Origin of the sequence: Shewanella marina JCM 15074, from assembly GCF_000614975.1 — a bacterium.
Taxonomy (GTDB): domain Bacteria; phylum Pseudomonadota; class Gammaproteobacteria; order Enterobacterales; family Shewanellaceae; genus Shewanella; species Shewanella marina.
Map to the genome: position 1 here is coordinate 166,924 of NZ_BALM01000004.1, position 20,434 is coordinate 187,357.

Genomic DNA, 20,434 nt, shown 5'->3' on the forward strand with positions numbered 1-20,434 from the left:
GACAGTTGTCACAAAATGTTACATTGGTTATCTTTTCATTTCTAGAATGAATAGCCGAGCAAGTATTATAAATGATTGTTGTTATCATTTACGGTTGTTATGAAGAAAATTATCTTATTGGCTCTGCTACTTATTTCTAATTATGTCTACGCCTCGCTCGAATTAAAACAAACTTTTGGCGATTGGCAATATTACCAGACGGTTAATGCTATTACTCATGAAAATGTCATTTTAGGCGTAAGCGACGTTGTAAGTGATGGTGCAGTAAATACCGTGGTGCTTAGATGTACCACTGAAGGGGTTAATTTACTATTTTTAAAGTCATTACTACAGTATGAAGAGGGCTATAGTGCGCAAGCATCCATTGATAGTGCAGAAAACTTTGATATGGATGTTTGGGTTAAGGGGGCCAGTCATTGGGCCACATTACCTGAAAATCAGATTGATGCCGTGAAATCAGGAAAACAATTGCAAGTTACACTACAAGGTGACGGTGCAATATCTGGTAAGCAGTTGGAACATTTACAAGTATCACTAGATGGTTTTAGCGCCATGTATGACCTATTACGGCCAAGTTGTACATTAGATTAAGGTTATTCCCCCTATTAATTGTGCCGCATTATCTTATATTAATGCGGCATTGACTTGTTCGCGGTTGTTATCATTATTAATACAATTCGGTATTAATAATTGGGATTAATGCGAGTTCAACGGCTTGTTGATACACCTTAGCCCTATTCAGTAGTTGATGGGTTAATTGACCAATTGCACCGCCGTGCTGTTTGACATCTGGTCGATGAAATAAATCGTCTAATATATCACCAAGCTCATGACCGCTATCAATTCGATTAAGGCTGCAGCTGGCAGTTTGAATGCGGCTGATTTTGCTTGGCCTTGACGCCCAAGCTTATCTTCAATGACTATCCAAGCAAACGTAAACTCACCATCTTGGCCAGCTTCTTCACCAATAAAATAATCAGCATCTGGAAAGAGCAATCTGGCTTGATTAACTCGATTACATGCACCTGTTAGTGTTTCATCACTCGACATGGGTTGCACGCTTATTCCAGTATTAACGGCAACGCCATTAACCATAAATTGTTGATCTGGGAATACCCGAATAAATGCATCATACGCGGCATCGATTTTTGCTTGGGTATGAGAAGCTACAATAATTGATTTCATTGCTAGATAACTATTAATGTATTTTATTTTAGTTTAAACCTTTAGTTTTATAACTCCAGTTTATTTAACAGTAATTTCCTAGCGTTAGGTATTAGTTGTTGCGTATGTTTTTATTAAGTAAATAAATTTACTGGTAAGTTTTTAATTTGAAATTAAAATGATGGCGACGGACTATTTTTAATCACTTGTCAGTATTTAATTAGCAGCGTTATCAATAATAGCTTTATTATAATCGGCTAATTTAAAAACACAGTTTAGATATTTTAAAAAGGATAGGGTTTATGGTTGAGCGGATCACCGCAACATTGGCATTAATCGGAGTCTTGTCTCTTGTATGCCAATGGATAGGCTGGCGTTTGAGAACACCTGCAATTTTACCATTACTAGTTTGTGGTTTATTACTAGGTCCTGGATTCGGCGTTTTAAAACCAGATGAAATCTTTGGTGACTTACTGTTTCCTATTATTTCGTTAGGTGTAGCGATCATTTTGTTTGAAGGCGCATTAACGCTTAACTTCAAAGAGATTAAAGATCACGGCCGAATGGTGACACATCTTGTCAGCTTAGGCTGCATTGTGACATGGGGCATTATTAGTTGCGCTTGTCATTATATTATCGGTTTTGATTGGTCTATGGCGTTATTATTTGGTGCTTTAGTTGTAGTGACCGGACCGACGGTAATTGTGCCTATGCTCCGTAGTATTCGTCCTAAAGCACAATTAGCGAGTATTTTACGTTGGGAAGGGATTGTTATCGATCCAATTGGCGCTATTTTAGCAGTACTTGTATTTGAATATATTACTTCAGCAGCAGACCCAACCTCTCATGTGATTCATGCATTAGGTTATATGTTAGCAGTCGGCTTAGGCTTTGGTGCTTTATTTGGCCAACTTATAGGTGAAGTATTACGCCGTAATTTATTGCCTCATTATTTACGTAATACAGCGGTACTTACCGTAATGCTTGGTGTTTATGTTGCATCTAATATGCTGCAGGAAGAGTCAGGTTTATTAACGGTGACAATTGTCGGCATTTGGCTGGCAAACATGCGAGATGTGGACATTGCCGATATTATTGAATTTAAAGAAACGCTGACAGTATTGTTGATTTCAGCACTGTTTATTATTTTGGCGGCACGTTTAGATTCTAGTGCAATGATAGATATCGGTTGGCAAGGTTTGGCTTTACTTGCTGTCGTTATGTTAGTTGCTAGACCTATTAGTGTTTGGTTAAGTGCTTATGGTACTTCAATGACACGTGAAGATAAGTGGTTTTTAAGTTGGATTGCCCCTCGAGGTATTGTTGCTGCGGCGGTTTCTTCACTATTCGCGATTAAACTTGAAGCATTGCATATTGCCGGCGCTGATAAAATTGTGCCATTAGTATTTTTAATTATTATCGGTACGGTAGTCATTCAGAGTTTAACCGCCAGCCCATGGGCTAAGTACTTAAAAGTGACCAGTGCATCAGCACAAGGGGTGATGATATTTGGTGCTGCGCAGTTTTCGCGTGAATTGGCAAAAGTGTTGCTAAGCAAGAACATCAAAGTGCTCTTGGCTGATAATAACTGGGATAACATTCGTTTAGCGCGAATGGATAATATTCCTGTCTATTTTGGTAACCCAGCATCAGAACACGCTGAGAATAATATCGACTTTACTGGTATTGGTCGTTTACTGGTTATTTCGCCATATCGGAAGTTTAATCCTATGGTGACGTTCCATTACCAAGCAACTTTTGGTGAAGAGAAGGTGTATGCGTTAAATAACGTTGAAACCACGAGTGCACGTCATCAAGTTTCAGAAAGCTATCGTCGTCGTTTATGTCTGTTTGGGGAGAATGTGTCTTACGCCAAACTTGCAAGCTTAATGGCTAAAGGTGGCGTGATTAAGAGTACTAACATCACTGAAAACTTTAGTTTTGAAGATTTCAAGCAGCGTTATGGCAATAATGTGATGCCTTTACTTTATATTCAGGAGGGTAAGGTGCGAATTATTACTGCAGGTGTTGATACTTTACCTGCGGGGATTGAATTGATCAGTTTGATCCCAGAAGAGGTTGAAAATAAAATTTCTGAAGCTGTAATAGAGAAATAATTTTCGAAGCGACTAAATAAAAAAAGCCGATCATTTGATCGGCTTTTATTATATTTCACGGTTAGGCTGCTCGTTCTGAACTCGGCTGTGGTTTAACTTGAGCATCAATTGTTGATGGTCAAAATCATCAACGTTAATTGATTTCATGCGACCAATCTCGGCCCGTTTCAGTAGGTCAACTTCGGCATCAGTCAGTACGCCAAGCTCTTGGCCTTGTTGGGCAATTTTATCAAGCCACATAAATGGTAACTTCTTATCAGCAGCTTTACAGACTTTTTCATATAAAGGCTCTGCTGCCAGAATATCCAATAATGTTTGCTCCTGAATGCCGACAGGGTTGTTTTCACATGGGCTTAAGAACTGGCCTTGGCCTAAGCGATCACGGCTTGCACAAGGCGTTTGCATTATCTTAGCTACTTTATGATCAAGTTCATCGCTTGGACGAGTCACAGGACGACCTAACGGGAATATGACTGGACGTAATAGTAATCCAAGCTTGGCTGGGAAGTTATCAAGTAACTCATCTAGTGATGTTTGCAACTTATGCAGCGAATCTTCAACGGCCCATTGTAATAATGGTAAGTCCGCTGCTTGACGACCTTCATCTTGGAAACGCTTCAATGTTGCAGAAGCCAAATAAAGCTGGCTAAGCAAGTCGCCTAAACGCGCTGAAATACGCTCTTTACGCTTTAAGTCTCCTCCTAGGGTTGCCATTGCAATATCAGACAATAACGCGAGGTTAGCACTGAAGCGATTCATCTGTTGGTAATAACGCTTGGTTTTATCTTGATAAGGTGATTTAGACAGATGAGCGCCTGTAATACCAAGCCATAAGCTACGCATTAAGTTGCTGGTGGTAAAACCAATGTGGCCCCAAATTGCACTATCAAAATCTTCCAAACCGCGGCGTTTATCATCATCAAAAGCGGAGTCCATTTCCGCTAAAATATAGGGATGGCAACGAATTGCACCTTGGCCATAAATGATCATTGAGCGGGTTAAGATATTGGCACCTTCAACGGTAATGGCAATAGGTGCTGCTTGGTAACCACGGCCTAAGTAATTGTTTTCACCTAAACAAACGCCTTTGCCGCCATGAATATCCATCGCATCAATAATCGATTTTTGCATACGGTCAGTTAGATGATATTTAACAATGGCTGAAATAACCGAGGGTTTTTCACCTAAATCGATACCTGTTGTGGTTAAGGTTGTTACCGCATCCATCAAGTAAGCATTACCACCAATACGAGCCATTGGCTCTTCAATACCTTCTAACTTACCAATTGGTAATTTAAATTGGCGTCGAATACGTGAGTAAGCACCTGTAGCCATTGCTGCTGTTTTGATGCCGCCTGCAGAGTTTGACGGGAGTGTAATACCGCGACCAACTGACAAACACTCAACCAGCATACGCCAGCCTTGGCCTGCCATTTTTGCTCCACCAATAATGAAATCGAGTGGCACAAATACTTCATCACCTTGGGTTGGGCCATTTTGGAACATACAATTAAGTGGGAAGTGACGACGACCAATTTTAACCCCATCAGTATCGGTTGGGATTAATGCACAGGTGATCCCTAATTCTTTTTTATCGCCTAACAGTTTATCTGGATCTTGCAGTTTAAATGCCAGTCCCAATACGGTAGCAATGGGGGCGAGGGTGATATAACGCTTATTCCACGTAAGCTTCATGCCGAGAACTTCTTCACCTTGCCATTGACCATAACAAACCACACCGAAATCTGGAATTGCGCCAGCATCACTACCGGCTTCTGGGCTCGTTAAGGCAAAACATGGGACTTCAAGTCCTTTTGCTAAACGTGGTAGATAATGATCTTGCTGTTCCGCTGTACCATAGTGTTGTAATAATTCACCAGGGCCTAACGAGTTAGGTACGCCAACACTTACCGCTAGCTCGCTACTAACACCAGCCAGTTTTTGTAATACACGGGATTGCGCATAGGCTGAAAACGCTAGGCCACCATATTTCTTTTTGATAATCATGGCAAAAAAGCCATTATCTTTTAGGAATTGCCACAGTTCATCTGGTAGATCGGCAAGCTCATGAGAGATTTGATGAGTATTGGCCATTTGGCAAGCTTGTTCAACTGGGCCATTAAGAAAGGCTTGCTCTTCAGCGGTTAAACGAGGTTGTGGGTAATTATGTAATTTGTTCCAATTAGGGTTACCTGCAAACAGATCCGCCTCCCACCATGTTGTACCTGCTTCGATGGCTTCTTTTTCTGTTGAAGACATTTCTGGCATAATACTGCGGTACATTTTTAACATAGGTTTAGTTAAATATGTTTGACGTATTTGCGACATGTTAAGTGGTAGCGCGATCACTAAAAAAAGTAACCATGAAAAGAAACCAGTAATGTCTAGACTGGTCCCGACGATCATAACTAAAGCTGCTGATAAGGTCGCACTCATCAATGAAACGCGTAAATATGCAGCAGCGCCTAGTACACTAATTAAGGCAATCAGCCAAATAAAGGTGGTCACGATGTGTTCTCCTGTTATTTCAGCAGCTATTCAGTAACAAATACTGATAAACTGTCATAGGTTATTATTAAGTATAGTTTGTGGTCAGACCTCTGTAACAAAAACGTTAACTGCTTGTGTGCGTTAATACAAGTTATTTTCAAACAATTGTTTAAAAAAATGCTTGTGATATGTTAACAAGATTGAAGATCAATGACTTAATTACATTAGGTAAGTTATTTAGCCATTAGGATTGATAAATGTGCGAATTACTGGCGATGAGCGCCAATGTACCAACAGATATTGTTTTTAGTTTTACTGGACTAGCTCAGCGCGGCGGAGTGACAGGACCTCACACTGATGGTTGGGGGATTACTTTTTATGAAGGGAAGGGCAGCCGTACCTTTAAAGATTCTAAACCCAGTTGTGAATCGATGGTGGCACAATTAATCCAATCATACCCGATTAAAAGTGAAGTGGTGGTAAGTCATATCCGTCAAGCTAATCGCGGTGCGGTCGCTTTAGAAAATACCCATCCATTCACTCGCGAATTATGGGGTTGTTATTGGACCTATGCGCATAATGGTCAACTAAGTGATTATGAACAGAAGTTTGTTACTACCCGCTTTTATCCTGTAGGCGATACTGATAGTGAAGCCGCATTTTGTTGGATTTTAGATTGTGTTGTAAAACAGTTTGGTGATGAAAAACCTACTGATATGAAAGCTGTTTTTAATTATATTGCGACCTTAGCTGAACAGATTAGAGCGTTAGGTGTGTTTAATATGATTATTACCGATGGCGAGTATTTATTAAGTTTTTGCTCTAATAACTTATGCTATATCACCCGTAAAGCGCCTTTTGGCAAAGCGACCTTAATTGATACCGATGTGGTGATAGATTTTCAAAAAGAAACCACGCCGAATGACGTGGTGACAGTGATAGCAACAAGACCGTTAACCAATAATGAACAGTGGCAGATCTTAACACCGGGCCAATGGTGTTTATTTAAACAAGGCTTATTGTTGTAGACTCACCGCTGTTTGTTGGGGTTGCTGATATTGGTAGCTAAGCAATTTGATATCAAGTTGCTTGCTGCCTTTTTCATAATGAGTTAAGCGAATGGGCAAATAACCTAATTTAGGTGCCATCCAAAAGAAGGTTTGGCGCTTTTTACTTTTGCGTATAACTTCAATTTTTACGGTGTCATATGTACCACTGTCAATGGTTAGACGTTCTTTACCAATGACTTTGAATTTATACTCGTCAACTTCATTTTCTTTAATGATTTTAAAATGCAGATCTTTTTTATCAGCTTGCATATCCAGTCTAAATTGCAATTGTGCCATCAAAGGGTCAAATAAATTCAGGCTGTAATCATACTCACCTCGTTCGTCTTTATAGCGGGTATAAACTTTACCCTGAGCTGTAGCAAATGCAGTTTGTTCACTGAAATCGCGGCCGGTGCCTTGTCTATTTTGAGTAAAACGCTGTGGTTTTAAGTGATCACCATCTAAGGTAAATTCACTTTTGAGTTGGCGATCATCAGATAAAATAAGCAAACTTAATTTACTGTCTAAGGTGTAGGTGAAATGATTACCGTCACGGGTAAGCTTATAAGTCGCTTCACCTAAATTAATGCTGCCATAATCAACTTCATAAGTGGCAGTTTGAGGCGTGATAGCAGAAATAACTTCATTGGCGGATGCAGTAGCAATAAAGCTTATTGAGGCGATACAAACGGATAAAAAACGTATCAACAAGGAAAACTCCTTAATAAGGTAAAGAAAGAACAAGTGTCGCGATATCAGCTTGCCATAAGTATTGAGACAATTGCACCTTGCCATGGTTCACGCTGATACCTTCTTGTTTTAATAAGGCAATCTGCTTTAAATATAATGGATGTTGCTTAGGAAAAGCAATTTTGCCTTGTGAATTAACCACTCGGTGCCACGGAATATCGGTTAATCCATTTTGATTAGCGTGCTGTAACGATTTAGAAACTTGTCTTGCTCGGCGCGGAAATCCCGCTAAATCAGCAATGCGGCCATAAGATGAAACTTGGCCATAAGGGATCAGCTTGACCACGTGACATATTTGTTTATCAATCTTTTTCACTTATTTTTTTATTCCAATTAAAAGTAATACCATCAAGTATGAAACATTTTTAAGCGTTTAAGCCATTCGCTTGTAATAATCGATAACCTCTATTAGCGATTTATAAATGAATCAGTCATAATAGCAGCCATTATTTAAGTAAGAGAGTTATTGCCATCATGGCTGTATTAGATATTTTAACTATTCCTGATGAACGTTTAAAGCGTCCAGCAAAACCAGTTGAAGATGTAGCCGCTGTTCAAGGCTTTATCGACGACTTAATTGAAACCATGTATGTAACTGAAGATGGCATTGGTTTAGCGGCAACTCAAGTGGGCAGTGAGCACGCGATTATCATTATTGATTTATCTGAAGAACGTGATTCGCCAGTGGCTTATATAAACCCTGAAATCGTTGAAGCTACAGGTGAGTATATTGGTGAGGAAGGCTGCTTATCAATTCCTGGTTATCGTTCAAAAGTAAAACGTTTTGAAAAAGTTAAAGTGACAGCACTTGACCGCGAAGGTAATCCTGTTGAAGTTGAAACTGATGATTTCTTAGCGATTGTGCTACAACATGAAATTGATCATCTACGTGGTAAAGTGTTTATCGAACACTTATCAATGATGAAACAGCAAATGGCACTGAATAAAGTGCGTAAGATGCGTAAGTAATATTAAGACTGATGTTATAAAATGCCCAGCTAAGCTGGGTATTTTTTTATGGAAATTTGATGCAGATTATTTTATTAACCCATGAGCGAGAGTGTGACAGGCCTACTAATACCGGGCAACTTGCATTGAAACTCTTTCCTGACATATGTCGTAAGCTAGTGTGGTCTCGCACTAAGCCTGATGTTGAATTAGTTAAGGCTTTTGCAGAACAAAAGGCGTGGTTATTGTTTCCTGAGACGACAGAACAGATCACTCCGCATCGGTTGCTTGATGATGATGCTGTTGAGCTACCAGAGGTGGTTGTGCTGTTAGATGCAACTTGGCAAGAAGCACGAAAAATGTATCGCCAAAGTGCTTATTTGAAACAAGCTAATACTTGTAGTTTTAACCAGATTACGCCTTCTTCATATAGTAAAAGACGCAATCAAATTGAAGGTGGACTATGCAGCGCAGAATGTATTGAGTTATTGCTACGGCTTGATCATAGAGAGTCGCAAGCGCAGCAATTGGCAAGTGCGTTCTTAGCGTTAAATAACAGTTAGATAAATACATAAGAAATGGCTTACTGCACCTGCAAGTACAAATAAATGCCAGATTGCGTGGTTATAAGGGATTTTTTTAACCACGTAAAAAATGACACCTGCACTATAAAACAGACCGCCAATCAGTAACAGATAAAAGCCCAGTTGACTCATATGTGTAATTAAATCATGCATGACCGTAATACATAACCAGCCCATTCCGAGATAGAGTACTAGGCTCATTTTTTTGAATTTATGGATAAAAAGCGTTTTGCATATAATGCCAATAACGGCAAGTGACCAAATTGAAATAAGCACCACTGTCGCACTTGTTTGGCTCAGTGCAATCAGCATCAGTGGTGTGTAAGTTCCAGCTATGAGTAGATATATTGCACAATGGTCAGCAATTTTTAGTTTGTATTTTAAGGCTGGGTTAGTTGCACTATGGTACAGCGTTGAACATAAAAATAGGGTGATGATACTTAAGCCATAAATCGTAATACCAGCAAGTTGAATGTCGTTAAGCTGGTTTGATATGCCTTTTTGCAACATTAAGATTAACCCGATAATACCGGCGATCACGCCAATACCATGACTCACCGCATTAGCAATTTCTTCTGCAACGGTATAAGTACACATTTTACAGTGTATATCGATGGGTTGTTTGACAGGAACAACTGACATTTTAAAATCCTTAAACTCTTAATTACGGTCAGCATATCAGTTAATAATTAACAATGCACCAATAAGCGTACAGCTGTAAGCTTAAATTGGTGTGGGTATACGTTGTCGCATTATTCAGTGTTTTTATCAATGAGTTATGATATTTAATTTATTTGCGTGTAAACTTTTTAGAGTATTTGGGTTACTGTTGTTTTCTCTCAACATCCTTTGGCAAGTTGTTTTTAGTGGCTTTAAGCTCACCAAGTAGCGGTCCTTGATGCAGTTTTTCTGGCCAATTGAGTAACATCATCGCTAATACATTTCGATGTTCTCCCATGGCTAAACTTGGATTGCCTCTAGGAGAGGGGATAAAACGGATATTAGGATCATATGAGTTAGTGATAAATGCCTGAGTTTTAGCGACAACGGGGTTGTCTGCTTGATTGGCAAGCAAGAAACTAATACCAACCTCTGCCACAATATCATCGGTGGCATCTGCTAATATGCGGTCAATATTTTGTTCAAAATAATCTAAAATCCATGCGAACTGTTTTGCATCTACAGGCTGTTGGTAATATTCACTGGCGGCAAATACAAAGTGAGTCATGCCATAAAGCTTATTTCTAAATTGGGCTTTAGTTAGCTGGTTATCTTCTTGACTTGGATAGGTTTTTTTAAAGGCTTGCGTATATTGTTCAATATAGTCACCTACACCAAGTTGTTTGGCCCAATAGACATAATTAATCAGCTGCGCCGCCCAGGCTTTGATCATGGCAGGATCAGTTAATGGCTTGGTTAAATCAGTCTTTTTTAAATAGGCCAACATCTGCTCGTTACATGGGCCAGTTAAATCAAACTCATTAATTCGGCTGGCATATCGAAGCAGTAGATCACTTGCAAAGATAAATTCAGGAAAGGGGGCGAGTGCTTTTTTACGTGCTTTTGCTCTAGGGCCTTTACCAAGCTGCGAAATCGTCAGTTGTGATTGCTTAGTAATAAAGCCCGGCGTATTGATTTGGCATGCATAAAATTGCTGTGCATTCGTTACCGCATATAAGTCGATTAAAGCAGCATTGGCATATTGTGCATCACCTGTCATACGGTACATTCTTATACCATAATGGCCTTGTATTCGCGGTGGCAGCTGATATAAATGCTGCTCTAAATTTTGCTTAATCCCATGATAAACAACCTCGGTATCATTTGCTTGAACTGTAGCGCTCATTAATGTGGTTAACAGGGCAAGTGATAGGGTATTTATGCTGCGCATGAGTAATCCTCCTGATAAGCGATGCTGGTGTGATATTTCCGCCAAGTAATTGTTGTAATTGCGTAGTGAGGGAGTCTTGTTGTTCATTGACGATCAGTAATGTAAAAAAACGTAAAGCGTCGTGGCATTGTTGACTATGTTGAAACAACAGATCTGCTAATGCTTGTTGCCATAGAGCTTGATAAAAAAGTGGGCCATCGAATGCGATCGCATTATAACTATAACGATAGGCTTGGGGCATTGGCCAAGTGCCAGAAAAACTTTGTCTAAATGCGGCTTCAAGTATGTAATCGGGTAAGTTTTGATAAACGTTAAGTGCAACTTTAGCTCTAAAAACGTTTAATTGTTGTTGATAAGCTTGGATATAGGCTAATCGAGGATTGTTAGGCAGTTGGTACTCTTGTTGTAACTGATAATTGATATATTGACTGAGCCACAGCTCTGCAATGTGACTCGAATCTTGTGTATCACCTAAACTGTTATTGAGATAATAATGCCCACCTCGCGCTAAGCTAACAATGGCTTGAGCAAGAGCGTCACTATATTGTTCAATCTGTCGTCCATGTTTAAATTGTTTAGGCAAAGACAGTGCAATTTGACCAAATTGCACACCTACAACGGTTTGCTTAAGCTTAGCCATGCGAATTTTATTACTATCAAATAAGCTAATATTGCCTAATAGGCGCTGATCAAGGTAAACCCGCAGTGTATGATTCGTCACCTGTTCAAATGAGAGTCCAAAATTATTTAAGAGTTGTTGGCTGCTATTAAGTAGCTGGTGTTGATTAAGTTTAAATTTAGGGTGACTCAATGCTTTTATATCTTGGCCTATGTCCCATGGTGTCGTGGTTAATTTATGGGTTTGGCTGTCCAGAAACTGTTGTACCAGCTCAGGAGTATTGAGTTGCTGCATGCTTAATTGTTGTATAGCAAAGTTGGCAAAGCCTGTTTGTTTAGCATGCTGTTGTCGCAAATTAATAATATTTTCTATTGGTTGTTTATTTTTAACTACAGCGCGAGCTTGAAACGCTAACCATACCTGACGACGACAATCCGCATTGGTTTGTTTAAGTAAATATAAGGCAATATTTTGATCAAATGCTTGGGCTTTATTATTACTATTTTCAATGCGACATTGGGGATTATTAAAGGTTAAGCTGAGATCTTGATTATTGAGATTTTGTTTGGTCGTTGCTTGAGATGTATGTAACTGGGATTTTTGAGTTTGGTCGAATTTTAATTGTGTCAGTTGCAGCCAGCGCTGAGCTAGTTTATTGATGTCACGGTTACGGTTATTGCGACCATTAGCAATGAACTGTTGTAGTCCATTTGAATTTAAGACATCGGCCATTTCATCTGCAATATGCAGTTGGCATTGTAATAAACCTTCTTGTTGGGGCAGAGACAGAGACAAACTACGATAATAGCTAATTCTATCATTGAGATTGTGTAAGCCAATGAGGGTCTGTTCTAGTTGCTGTGCTTGAATTTCGATGCTGTTATTGACATCAAATAGAGCCGTTAACTTTGGCGCAAACGACAAACATTGCTCGGTAAACAGCCCAAGGGGAGAGATAGGCTCCGCTTGGGCTGAGATGTTGATTAAGCTAAAACAGCTAGCCAGCAAAATTCGCTTTAGCATAAGCTACGCGTTCTTCCACTGTTGCGGTTGGACCTTTAATCGATTCAACATGTTGTAGACGAGGTAATAGACCTTTGCCATTGGCGATTTGGATTGCCAGTCCGGGTCTTGCATTTAGCTCTAATAGTAAAGGGCCTTTTGACTGGTCAAGTACCATATCTGTGCCTAAATAGCCCATTTCACACATTTCATAAGCTTTAGACGCGGTATGTAATAATGTATCCCAGTGGGGGACGACTATGTCAATTAGCTTCTTACCTGTGTCTGGGTGAAATTCAATTGGGCTGTCAAACTGCACCGCATGCAAGCCTTTACCTGTCGCAATATCAACACCAACACCAACCGCCCCCTGATGTAAGTTGGCCTTGCCATCAGAGGCACTGGTTGATAGTCGTAACATCCCCATGACGGGATAGCCTTTAAAGACGATAAGACGGATATCGGGTACGCCTTCATAGCTATAGCCATCAAATACAGGGTCAAACTCAATTAATCCTTCAACAATAGCAACATCAGGTTTACCGCCTAATGAGAATAAACCACTGAGAATATTTGAAACGTGGCGATCAAGTTCTGACGGGGTAACTTCATTACCATTTGGTTTGAAATAACGGTCATCTACAACTTTCGTAATAACCAGAATCCCTTTACCACCAGAGCCCTTAGACGGTTTAATCACAAAACCCGTCCGGCCTCGTACCATTAGCGTAATTGATGCAATTTGATGTTGCTCATGTATGACACCAATTAGATCAGGTACTGCAATATTATTGTCTAACGCTAACTGTTTTGTGGTTAGCTTGTCGTCAACGCGTTTATAGAATTTACGTGGGTTATAGCGTGAAATATAATCAATATTACGTTTGTTCATATTTAACACGCCATTACGACGTAATTGCGAAGGCAGAGCAAACATCATATTTACTCTCCCGCCAAAGGCTTGAAGCGTTTTAGTTCCAGTAAACGGTAGCCTGTATATTGGCCCATGAGTAGTACCATGGCTAAAATCACCAAGTGAATACCTAAGAAGTTAAATACCCAATATTGAATCCAGCTAGTACTCATGGCTAAGTAAGCCAGTGTTGCTACAAATAGGCTGCCACCACCTTGTACGACGACTTCTTTAGCACCTTCCTCTTCCCATAAAATCGACATACGCTCAATTGTCCATGCCAAAATAATCATTGGGAAGAAAGTAATGGTTAAACCTTCACTTAAACCAAATTTATAAGACAACACAGTAAACAGGCCAATAATACCGATAACCACAATAATTACTGCTGATATTCGTGATATGAGCAAGAGGTTAAGCCGTGATAGATAAGAGCGGATCATCAACCAAAAGAGACAATCAGTAAGAAGCCAACTAAACCTGTAAGTAGGGTCGTTTGAATAAAAGCGAGTGCAATTAGCACTGGCATAAAGGTACCAGATGTTTTAAGACCTACAATGACTCGCAGGAATACTACAACTAACACACCGATTGGGATTAATAAGATACCTTTGAATAAACTTTGTTCTTCAATAGGCAATTGATACAACGAGAAGTCAAAACTTACTTTGACTTTTTATTAAATCAATAGAAGTCGCTAATGCAGAGCGAGTATCTTGGAGCATAGAGAAACTGGCTTGTGAGTTAACACCACCAATCACATCTAATACCGACTGACCGTCACGTTCCCATAATAGTAGGTTGTCAGGTCGGCCTTGTTCACCCGTTGCTGGGTTGAATAGATGCCATTGATTATCTTGGTAAACCTCAACAAAAGGCACTAATTCTTGATGACGACGCTGATCTTCTAGATATAAACCATTTACGATCCGTGCAGGAATACCTTTGGCATGCAGCATGTTCATAAATAAAGTGCTTGGTTTATTTGAAGACAGCAATAGCTCAACATTTTGACTACGATCTTGCGCAGTTAATGCTTTCATTAATTGTTGAGCGTAAGAGATATTAGAAGCACTTCGTGACCAGACTTCAGCAATAACTTGCTCTGCTGCTACTTTTTCAGTGGCAGGCCAAATATAAGGGACTGGTGTCGCTGGCACAGTATCGGTATTTAAATCACTTTGACCGGTTGGGATCAAGGTGACTTTATAGTATAGATCTTGCTTACCTTGAGCCTCTCGAGTGGACCATACCGCGCGACGCTCATGGTGTTCGTCAGTGATACTTAATCCATAACCTGGAGAGGTGGTATTTTCAGCTAAAATTTCAAAGGCTGGATCTTGTGGTAGTGCAAATGAAATTTCAGCAGGCTCACCTGTACCTTGGAAGCTAATTTTGGCATCAATTGCCCAGCTTTGAACTTGTTTACCCGGTAAAAAAGGCACATTGTGTTCGATGCCACGATAAATGCTGGCACTAATACCCACAATAAATAATAGGGCAACTAAGATATAAAACGGTCTTTTAGATTGCATTATCGCTCCAATTACTTAGCTGAAGTAGTTGTTTGAGGAGTTGTTACAATAGGTTGTTTACCGTGGATAAAACTACGTCCAACGTCGACAACCGCAATATCTTGCATAAACTTACGACCTAACAGTAATGGATAGTCTAAATGACTTCGATCGGTTAAGTTCAGGTCAGTTTCAGCAGTATATTTACCTATTTGTAAATGGGCATGGATAACTGGTCGACGGTCATCTTTTTGGTCGGCATTCTGTTTGATGCGCACAAAACGAGTGACTTCAGACTCAAAGGTTTTTGGATCTTTATCTTTGCCTTGTGTATAAACATCAAATTTTACCCAGTCTTTACCATCGCGCTCAAAAACTTGGATATTATGAGCATCAAGTGAAGAGGATTCAGCACCAGTGTCAATTCGTGTCTCAAAACTACTTTTAAGTTCATCAATGTAAACTTGTTCAACTTGGCCAAGAATAAACTTTTCACCCAATGGTGATGGCGGGCATTCCGTTGGCACCTTAACCAGTTTTTCTTTAACAGGTTGATTTATTTTTTTTAAATCACGCTCAATTTTTTGCAATTGTTGGCTCAATTGAGTCAGCTGTGTTGCTTGCTGGCTATTTGCTTGACCGACCTCAGCTAAAATTTGTTGCTTCTGTTGTGCCAGACTAGAATCCAGTTGTTCTACATTTACTGGACTTGGTAGTTTTTGTTGTTGCTCTGTTAAAACACAGCCAGTTAGGGTTGTGGTTAACATTGCAACGGCGATCATCGACTTTGACATAGTGCTTCCTGTTTACTATTTAGCTAGATCAAATCATGGTTAGGTTGATTTTTAGTGGCAATAATTGTGGCACGCTTAGGCGCAGGGTGTCCCTCAATTGTCTTACTCATATCATTTGGGTCAAGATTTTCGACGAGTGACTCGTTGCGCATCCATGGTGTACTTCGCTGTTCGGCTAATGAGGTAACATCAAGATCTACACAACGAATATTAATAAAGTCACATTTCTTAAGCCACAACATCAGTGCTGCAACTGAAGGCAAAAACCAGACGTTATTCATTTTGCCATAGCGATCTTCTGGTACCAAAACGGCATTTTCATCACCATCAATGACGAGGGTTTCTAATACCAACTCACCACCCGTACGCAGTTGATCACGTAGTTGCATGATGTGGTCGATTGGAGAGCGGCGGTGATAAAGTACTCCCATTGAAAATACGGTATCGAATGCATCTAAAGGCGGTAGTTCTTCAATGCCAAGTGGTAGTAGATGAACCGGTTGTTCATTACCCGCTAGGCGTTTAACCGCTTCAAATTGACATAAAAAAAGTGGTGATGGGTCAATACCAACCACACGTTTAGCGCCTGAACCAAGCATACGCCACATATGGTAGCCACTGCCGCAACCGACATCGAGTACAGTACGGTTCTTTAGTGGGCTGATATGTGGGGCAACGCGATCCCATTTCCAATCTGAGCGCCATTCTGTATCAATATGAATGCCGTGAATATGGAAAGGGCCTTTGCGCCAAGGGTGAAATATTTGCAGTAAATTTTCTAACTTCTGCTTTTCACCAACAGCTAGCTGTTCACCACTACCAATGGTAACGCTATTTTCGATATCAAATACATCAGGTGCAGGATAGTTTAATTTATTTAATACTTTTTCCCATTTAGGCAGGTTGCCGTGCTTATTGTCACGTTGCCATTGGCCTAAAATTGCGGGTAAAGTTTCCAACCAATGTTGTAAATTTGAATCTGCAATTTGTTTGTAAAAAGAGCTAAAACTGATCACTTGATGGCCACCATTGATGCGAAATTAAAACATTGGAACCACAAGCTATAATGGTTAAAGCCTTGATTCTGAAAACGTTGGTAATGTTGTTCGATAGTATCAGGTTTCATTACATTTTCTAAAGCACTTCTTTTTTGGCTTATCTCTAATTCACTATAGCCATTAGCACGTTTAAAGTTTAAATGATGAGTATCGAGCAGTTGTTGAATGTGTTCATCATCAAATCTGAGTTTTTCTGATAACACTAAAATGCCACCAGGATTTAGACCTTGATAGATTTTTTTTAGCAGTAAATCACGATCTTCTGGTGGTAAAAACTGTAGGGTAAAGTTTAGTACAACCATTGATGCATTGGTGATGCTGATATCGCGAATATCACCACAAACAAGGTCGACTTGGGTATCACTGACATAAGCATTTAAATTAGCTTGGCAACGCTCAATCATGGCATCGCTGTTATCGACAGCAATAATATTGCATTGACGTTGTTCTATTTGACGTCTAATGGCTAGAGTCGCAGAGCCAAGAGAGCAGCCTAAATCATAGACATTAGAATTAGGTTTTACGTATTGGTCGGCAAAGTCACCAATAGTAGCAATAATTTGGGTATATCCAGGTACTGAGCGACGGATCATGTCACTGAATACCCCGGCGACTCTATCATCAAATTTAAAATCAGTGATTTGATCGCTGGCCGTGGCGTAAATTTTATCTTGAGATGAGTTCATAGATGAATAAATATTGGAAATTAACGGGGCATTTTAGCTAATCTGCATCTATACCAGCAAGGTTTTAGCGACAGATTTACTTTAATCTTGTAAATTAGATAGAAATGTTAACAATATCCATACAATATAGTTTCATTTAGAGGGTGATATTTTGATGGTGGCACTATAACGTGATAGATAAGTGGTTTAATTTTATTGACAGCATGACCCACCAAAGTTTGGTGGTTATTTCATTATGGTTTCTTCTTATTAGCCTGAGCCTGATTGTTGTCTATCAAATCCATCGACGCCACTTACGATTATTAGCATTAGATGCATTAAAAGATAAACCCGCAACGATAGCCTTGTATGACTCCACGACGGGTTTACCGAATAAAATACTATTTGATGACAGATTAAGCCAAATATTATCAAGCCACTCTCGGCAACAGCAAAAGTTTACGATGGTCATGTTTGGTATTAACCAAGCTGACTTTTGGTCAACGCAGTTATCTGCTTCACAAATGGAGGCGGTGTTGAGTGACCTTGCTAAAACCATGAATCAACAGATCCGTGCGACTGACAGCATTAGCCGTATCAAAAATGATAGGTTTGTCGTGTTATTAACAAACGTATCTTCGTATGATAATGGTGAGTTAGTCGCTGATAATCTATTTAAAATGCTCAATGACAATTTTGTGCATCAGTTTTCCGAGCAAAACATCAGTTTTAGTATGTCTTTAGTGCATTATCCCAAAGATGGGGCAGAGGCCATTGCATTACTGAGTCAAGCAGAGCAAAATTTATTACATAAACAAACTCAATCAGGAAATGAGATTAGTCGCTTACAACCCTAATCTTGTTGTAAAAATAGCCAATCAAGGTGAGTTGAGCCGATTGTGACTAGTTATTGCTGTAAAACTGATTGATACTTCACCGACTAATATTGAATTACTTTGGTAATTGGCATTAATTCTCTATAATGCCGATTAATCTCGTTTTAAAATTTCCAGAGCACCGATTTCGGATTAAAGGATAGAGTTAGATGCGCAGTCATTATTGTGGAGACGTAAACAAGTCTCACGTGGGACAAGAAGTTACTTTAGTAGGTTGGGTTAACCGTAGCCGTGACCTTGGTGGCGTTGTTTTTTTAGATCTTCGTGACCGTGAAGGCTTGGTTCAAGTCGTCTACGATCCAGACTTACCAGAAGTGTTTGATGTTGCATCATCACTACGTAGCGAATTCTGCGTACAGGTAAAAGGTCTAGTTCGTGCTCGCCCAGATAGCCAAGTTAATAGCCAAATGAAAACTGGCGAAATTGAAATCTTAGGCACAGCATTAACGATCATCAATAGCGCAGATCCATTGCCATTAAGCATGGATAACTTCCAAAATAACAGCGAAGAGCAACGTTTAAAGTATCGCTACTTAGATTTACGTCGTCCTGAAATGGCACAGCGCTTAATTTTCCGCGCTAAAGTGACCAGTGCTGTACGTCGTTTCTTAGACGGTGAAGGCTTCCTTGATATTGAAACGCCAATTTTGACCAAAGCGACACCAGAAGGTGCACGTGACTATTTAGTACCAAGCCGTACTTATAAAGGTCAATTTTTCGCATTACCACAGTCACCACAGCTATTTAAGCAGTTGTTGATGATGTCTGGTTTTGACCGTTACTATCAAATCGTTAAATGTTTCCGTGATGAAGATTTACGTGCTGATCGTCAACCTGAATTTACGCAGATCGATATTGAAACATCATTCCTGTCTTCAGCACAGGTGATGGACAAGACTGAAACTATGGTTCGCGGTTTATTCAATGAGCTACTTGGTGTTGAATTAGGTGAGTTCCCTAAAATGACTTATGCAGAAGCGATGCGTCGTTTCGGCTCAGATAAGCCAGATTTACGTAACCCGCTTGAATTAGTAGACGTTGCAGACTTACTTGCAGATGTAGATTTTAAAGTCTTCCAAGAGCCGGCAAATGATGCCGAAGGCCGTGTCGCGGTTATCTGTGTACCTGGTGGCGCTTCACTATCTCGTAAGCAAATCGACGAATACACTAAGTTTGTAGGCATTTATGGTGCGAAAGGCTTAGCGTGGATGAAGGTTAACGATGCTAGTCTTGGTATTGAAGGTGTTCAGTCTCCAGTGGCTAAGTTCCTAACTGCTGATATCGTTAATGAGCTATTTGCGCGCACTAACGCACAATCAGGCGACATCATTCTATTTGGTGCTGATAAGTCAACTACAGTGGCTGAAGCAATGGGCGCACTTCGTCTTAAGTTAGGTGAAGACTTTAACTTACTACAAGGTCAGTGGCGTCCACTTTGGGTAATTGATTTCCCAATGTTTGAAAAGATTGATGGTGGTTTCCATGCGGTTCACCATCCATTCACTGCGCCAACAGGCATTACACCTGAGCAGCTAGAAGCCGATCCTGTTGCAGCGATTTCTGATGCTTACGATATGGTATTAAACGGTTGTGAGCTAGGTGGTGGTTCAGTACGTATCCACAATCAAGAGATGCAAGCAACGGTATTCCGTATTCTTGGTATCAGCGATGAAGAAGCGAAAGAGAAGTTTGGCTTCCTACTAGAAGCACTACGTTATGGTACACCACCGCACGCGGGTCTTGCGTTCGGTCTAGACCGTATGGTGATGTTGATGACTGGCTCATCTTCAATTCGTGATGTGATGGCATTCCCGAAAACTACTACTGCGGCATGTCCACTAACGAATGCTCCGGGTCATGCTAACCCAGCTCAGTTACAAGATTTAGGTATCGGCGTCTTAAAAACCGAACAGCCTAAAGCTGAATAAGCAAAAAGAGTTCTAGATTAGGCCGAGTGATACTCGGCCTGTTTTTTGATAA

Annotated in this window: 17 protein-coding genes and 2 pseudogenes; 7 read left to right on the forward strand and 12 right to left on the reverse strand. The window is 40.1% G+C overall.

Annotation, left to right across the window (positions count from 1 at the left end):
- Window positions 1–99: 99 nt before the first annotated feature.
- Window positions 100–591 carry a hypothetical protein gene (locus JCM15074_RS05195; RefSeq protein WP_025820265.1) on the forward strand — a complete coding sequence of 164 codons (492 nt, stop codon included), beginning with the start codon at window positions 100–102 and terminating at the stop codon, window positions 589–591.
- Window positions 592–667: 76 nt separating this feature from the next.
- On the opposite strand, the pseudogene yjjX reads toward JCM15074_RS05195, so the two are convergent.
- Window positions 668–1,185 (reverse strand): annotated as a pseudogene (gene yjjX / locus JCM15074_RS21050) (inosine/xanthosine triphosphatase).
- A gap of 281 nt (window positions 1,186–1,466) precedes the next feature.
- Here yjjX and JCM15074_RS05205 point away from each other — a divergent pair.
- On the forward strand, window positions 1,467–3,281 hold the full coding sequence (locus JCM15074_RS05205; RefSeq protein ID WP_025820266.1) for a cation:proton antiporter: 1,815 nt from the start codon (window positions 1,467–1,469) through the stop codon (window positions 3,279–3,281).
- 48 nt (window positions 3,282–3,329) lie between these two features.
- Here the strand turns inward: JCM15074_RS05205 and fadE are convergent, their stop codons facing one another.
- Window positions 3,330–5,789, reverse strand: a complete 2,460-nt coding sequence (gene fadE / locus JCM15074_RS05210; RefSeq protein ID WP_025820267.1) for an acyl-CoA dehydrogenase FadE — start codon at window positions 5,787–5,789, stop codon at window positions 3,330–3,332.
- Between the two features lie 239 nt (window positions 5,790–6,028).
- On the opposite strand from fadE, the gene JCM15074_RS05215 reads away from it, so the two are divergent.
- Entirely contained in the window at window positions 6,029–6,799 is a 771-nt protein-coding gene (locus tag JCM15074_RS05215; RefSeq protein WP_025820268.1) for a class II glutamine amidotransferase, read from the forward strand.
- Here the strand turns inward: JCM15074_RS05215 and JCM15074_RS05220 are convergent.
- Window positions 6,788–7,531: a DUF3108 domain-containing protein gene (locus JCM15074_RS05220; RefSeq protein ID WP_373278874.1), complete on the reverse strand. Its 744-nt coding sequence runs from the start codon at window positions 7,529–7,531 to the stop codon at window positions 6,788–6,790. The genes JCM15074_RS05215 and JCM15074_RS05220 overlap by 12 nt on opposite strands.
- Before the next feature lie 10 nt (window positions 7,532–7,541).
- The gene (locus tag JCM15074_RS05225; RefSeq protein ID WP_025820270.1) at window positions 7,542–7,886 is read right to left on the reverse strand and encodes an MGMT family protein; all 345 of its coding nucleotides are present in this window, start codon (window positions 7,884–7,886) and stop codon (window positions 7,542–7,544) included.
- 158 nt (window positions 7,887–8,044) lie between these two features.
- On the opposite strand from JCM15074_RS05225, the gene def reads away from it, so the two are divergent.
- Both def and JCM15074_RS05235 read left to right on the forward strand, forming a co-directional pair.
- Window positions 8,045–8,539: a peptide deformylase gene (def, locus tag JCM15074_RS05230; RefSeq protein WP_025820271.1), complete on the forward strand. Its 495-nt coding sequence runs from the start codon at window positions 8,045–8,047 to the stop codon at window positions 8,537–8,539.
- A 59-nt stretch (window positions 8,540–8,598) separates the two neighbouring features.
- Window positions 8,599–9,081 (forward strand): DTW domain-containing protein, encoded by a 483-nt coding sequence (locus JCM15074_RS05235; protein ID WP_025820272.1) that lies wholly within the window; start codon window positions 8,599–8,601, stop codon window positions 9,079–9,081.
- Here the strand turns inward: JCM15074_RS05235 and trhA are convergent.
- The 8 genes and pseudogenes from trhA to cmoA form a co-directional block, all read right to left on the reverse strand.
- Entirely contained in the window at window positions 9,067–9,744 is a 678-nt protein-coding gene (trhA, locus tag JCM15074_RS05240; RefSeq protein WP_025820273.1) for a PAQR family membrane homeostasis protein TrhA, read from the reverse strand. The genes JCM15074_RS05235 and trhA overlap by 15 nt on opposite strands.
- A gap of 181 nt (window positions 9,745–9,925) precedes the next feature.
- On the reverse strand, window positions 9,926–10,948 hold the full coding sequence (locus tag JCM15074_RS05245) for a DUF3541 domain-containing protein (RefSeq protein WP_234400169.1): 1,023 nt from the start codon (window positions 10,946–10,948) through the stop codon (window positions 9,926–9,928).
- Window positions 10,923–12,635 (reverse strand): M3 family metallopeptidase, encoded by a 1,713-nt coding sequence (locus JCM15074_RS05250; protein WP_025820275.1) that lies wholly within the window; start codon window positions 12,633–12,635, stop codon window positions 10,923–10,925. Before JCM15074_RS05250 ends, JCM15074_RS05245 begins: the two co-directional genes overlap by 26 nt.
- Window positions 12,610–13,554 carry an alpha-L-glutamate ligase-like protein gene (locus JCM15074_RS05255; protein WP_025820276.1) on the reverse strand — a complete coding sequence of 315 codons (945 nt, stop codon included), beginning with the start codon at window positions 13,552–13,554 and terminating at the stop codon, window positions 12,610–12,612. The genes JCM15074_RS05250 and JCM15074_RS05255 overlap by 26 nt, the downstream gene beginning before the upstream one ends.
- Before the next feature lie 2 nt (window positions 13,555–13,556).
- Window positions 13,557–15,062: pseudogene (locus JCM15074_RS21055) on the reverse strand (inactive transglutaminase family protein).
- An 11-nt stretch (window positions 15,063–15,073) separates the two neighbouring features.
- Window positions 15,074–15,835 carry an ATP-dependent zinc protease family protein gene (locus JCM15074_RS05265; RefSeq protein ID WP_025820277.1) on the reverse strand — a complete coding sequence of 254 codons (762 nt, stop codon included), beginning with the start codon at window positions 15,833–15,835 and terminating at the stop codon, window positions 15,074–15,076.
- Between the two features lie 23 nt (window positions 15,836–15,858).
- The gene (gene cmoB / locus JCM15074_RS05270) at window positions 15,859–16,851 is read right to left on the reverse strand and encodes a tRNA 5-methoxyuridine(34)/uridine 5-oxyacetic acid(34) synthase CmoB (protein ID WP_025820278.1); all 993 of its coding nucleotides are present in this window, start codon (window positions 16,849–16,851) and stop codon (window positions 15,859–15,861) included.
- Window positions 16,848–17,579: a carboxy-S-adenosyl-L-methionine synthase CmoA gene (cmoA, locus tag JCM15074_RS05275; protein WP_025820279.1), complete on the reverse strand. Its 732-nt coding sequence runs from the start codon at window positions 17,577–17,579 to the stop codon at window positions 16,848–16,850. Before cmoA ends, cmoB begins: the two co-directional genes overlap by 4 nt.
- Window positions 17,580–17,749: 170 nt before the next feature.
- Here cmoA and JCM15074_RS05280 point away from each other — a divergent pair, with 170 nt between their 5' ends.
- Both JCM15074_RS05280 and aspS read left to right on the forward strand, forming a co-directional pair.
- Entirely contained in the window at window positions 17,750–18,415 is a 666-nt protein-coding gene (locus tag JCM15074_RS05280; protein WP_025820280.1) for a GGDEF domain-containing protein, read from the forward strand.
- Between the two features lie 188 nt (window positions 18,416–18,603).
- Entirely contained in the window at window positions 18,604–20,382 is a 1,779-nt protein-coding gene (gene aspS / locus JCM15074_RS05285; protein ID WP_025820281.1) for an aspartate--tRNA ligase, read from the forward strand.
- The last annotated feature ends 52 nt before the right edge of the window (window positions 20,383–20,434 follow it).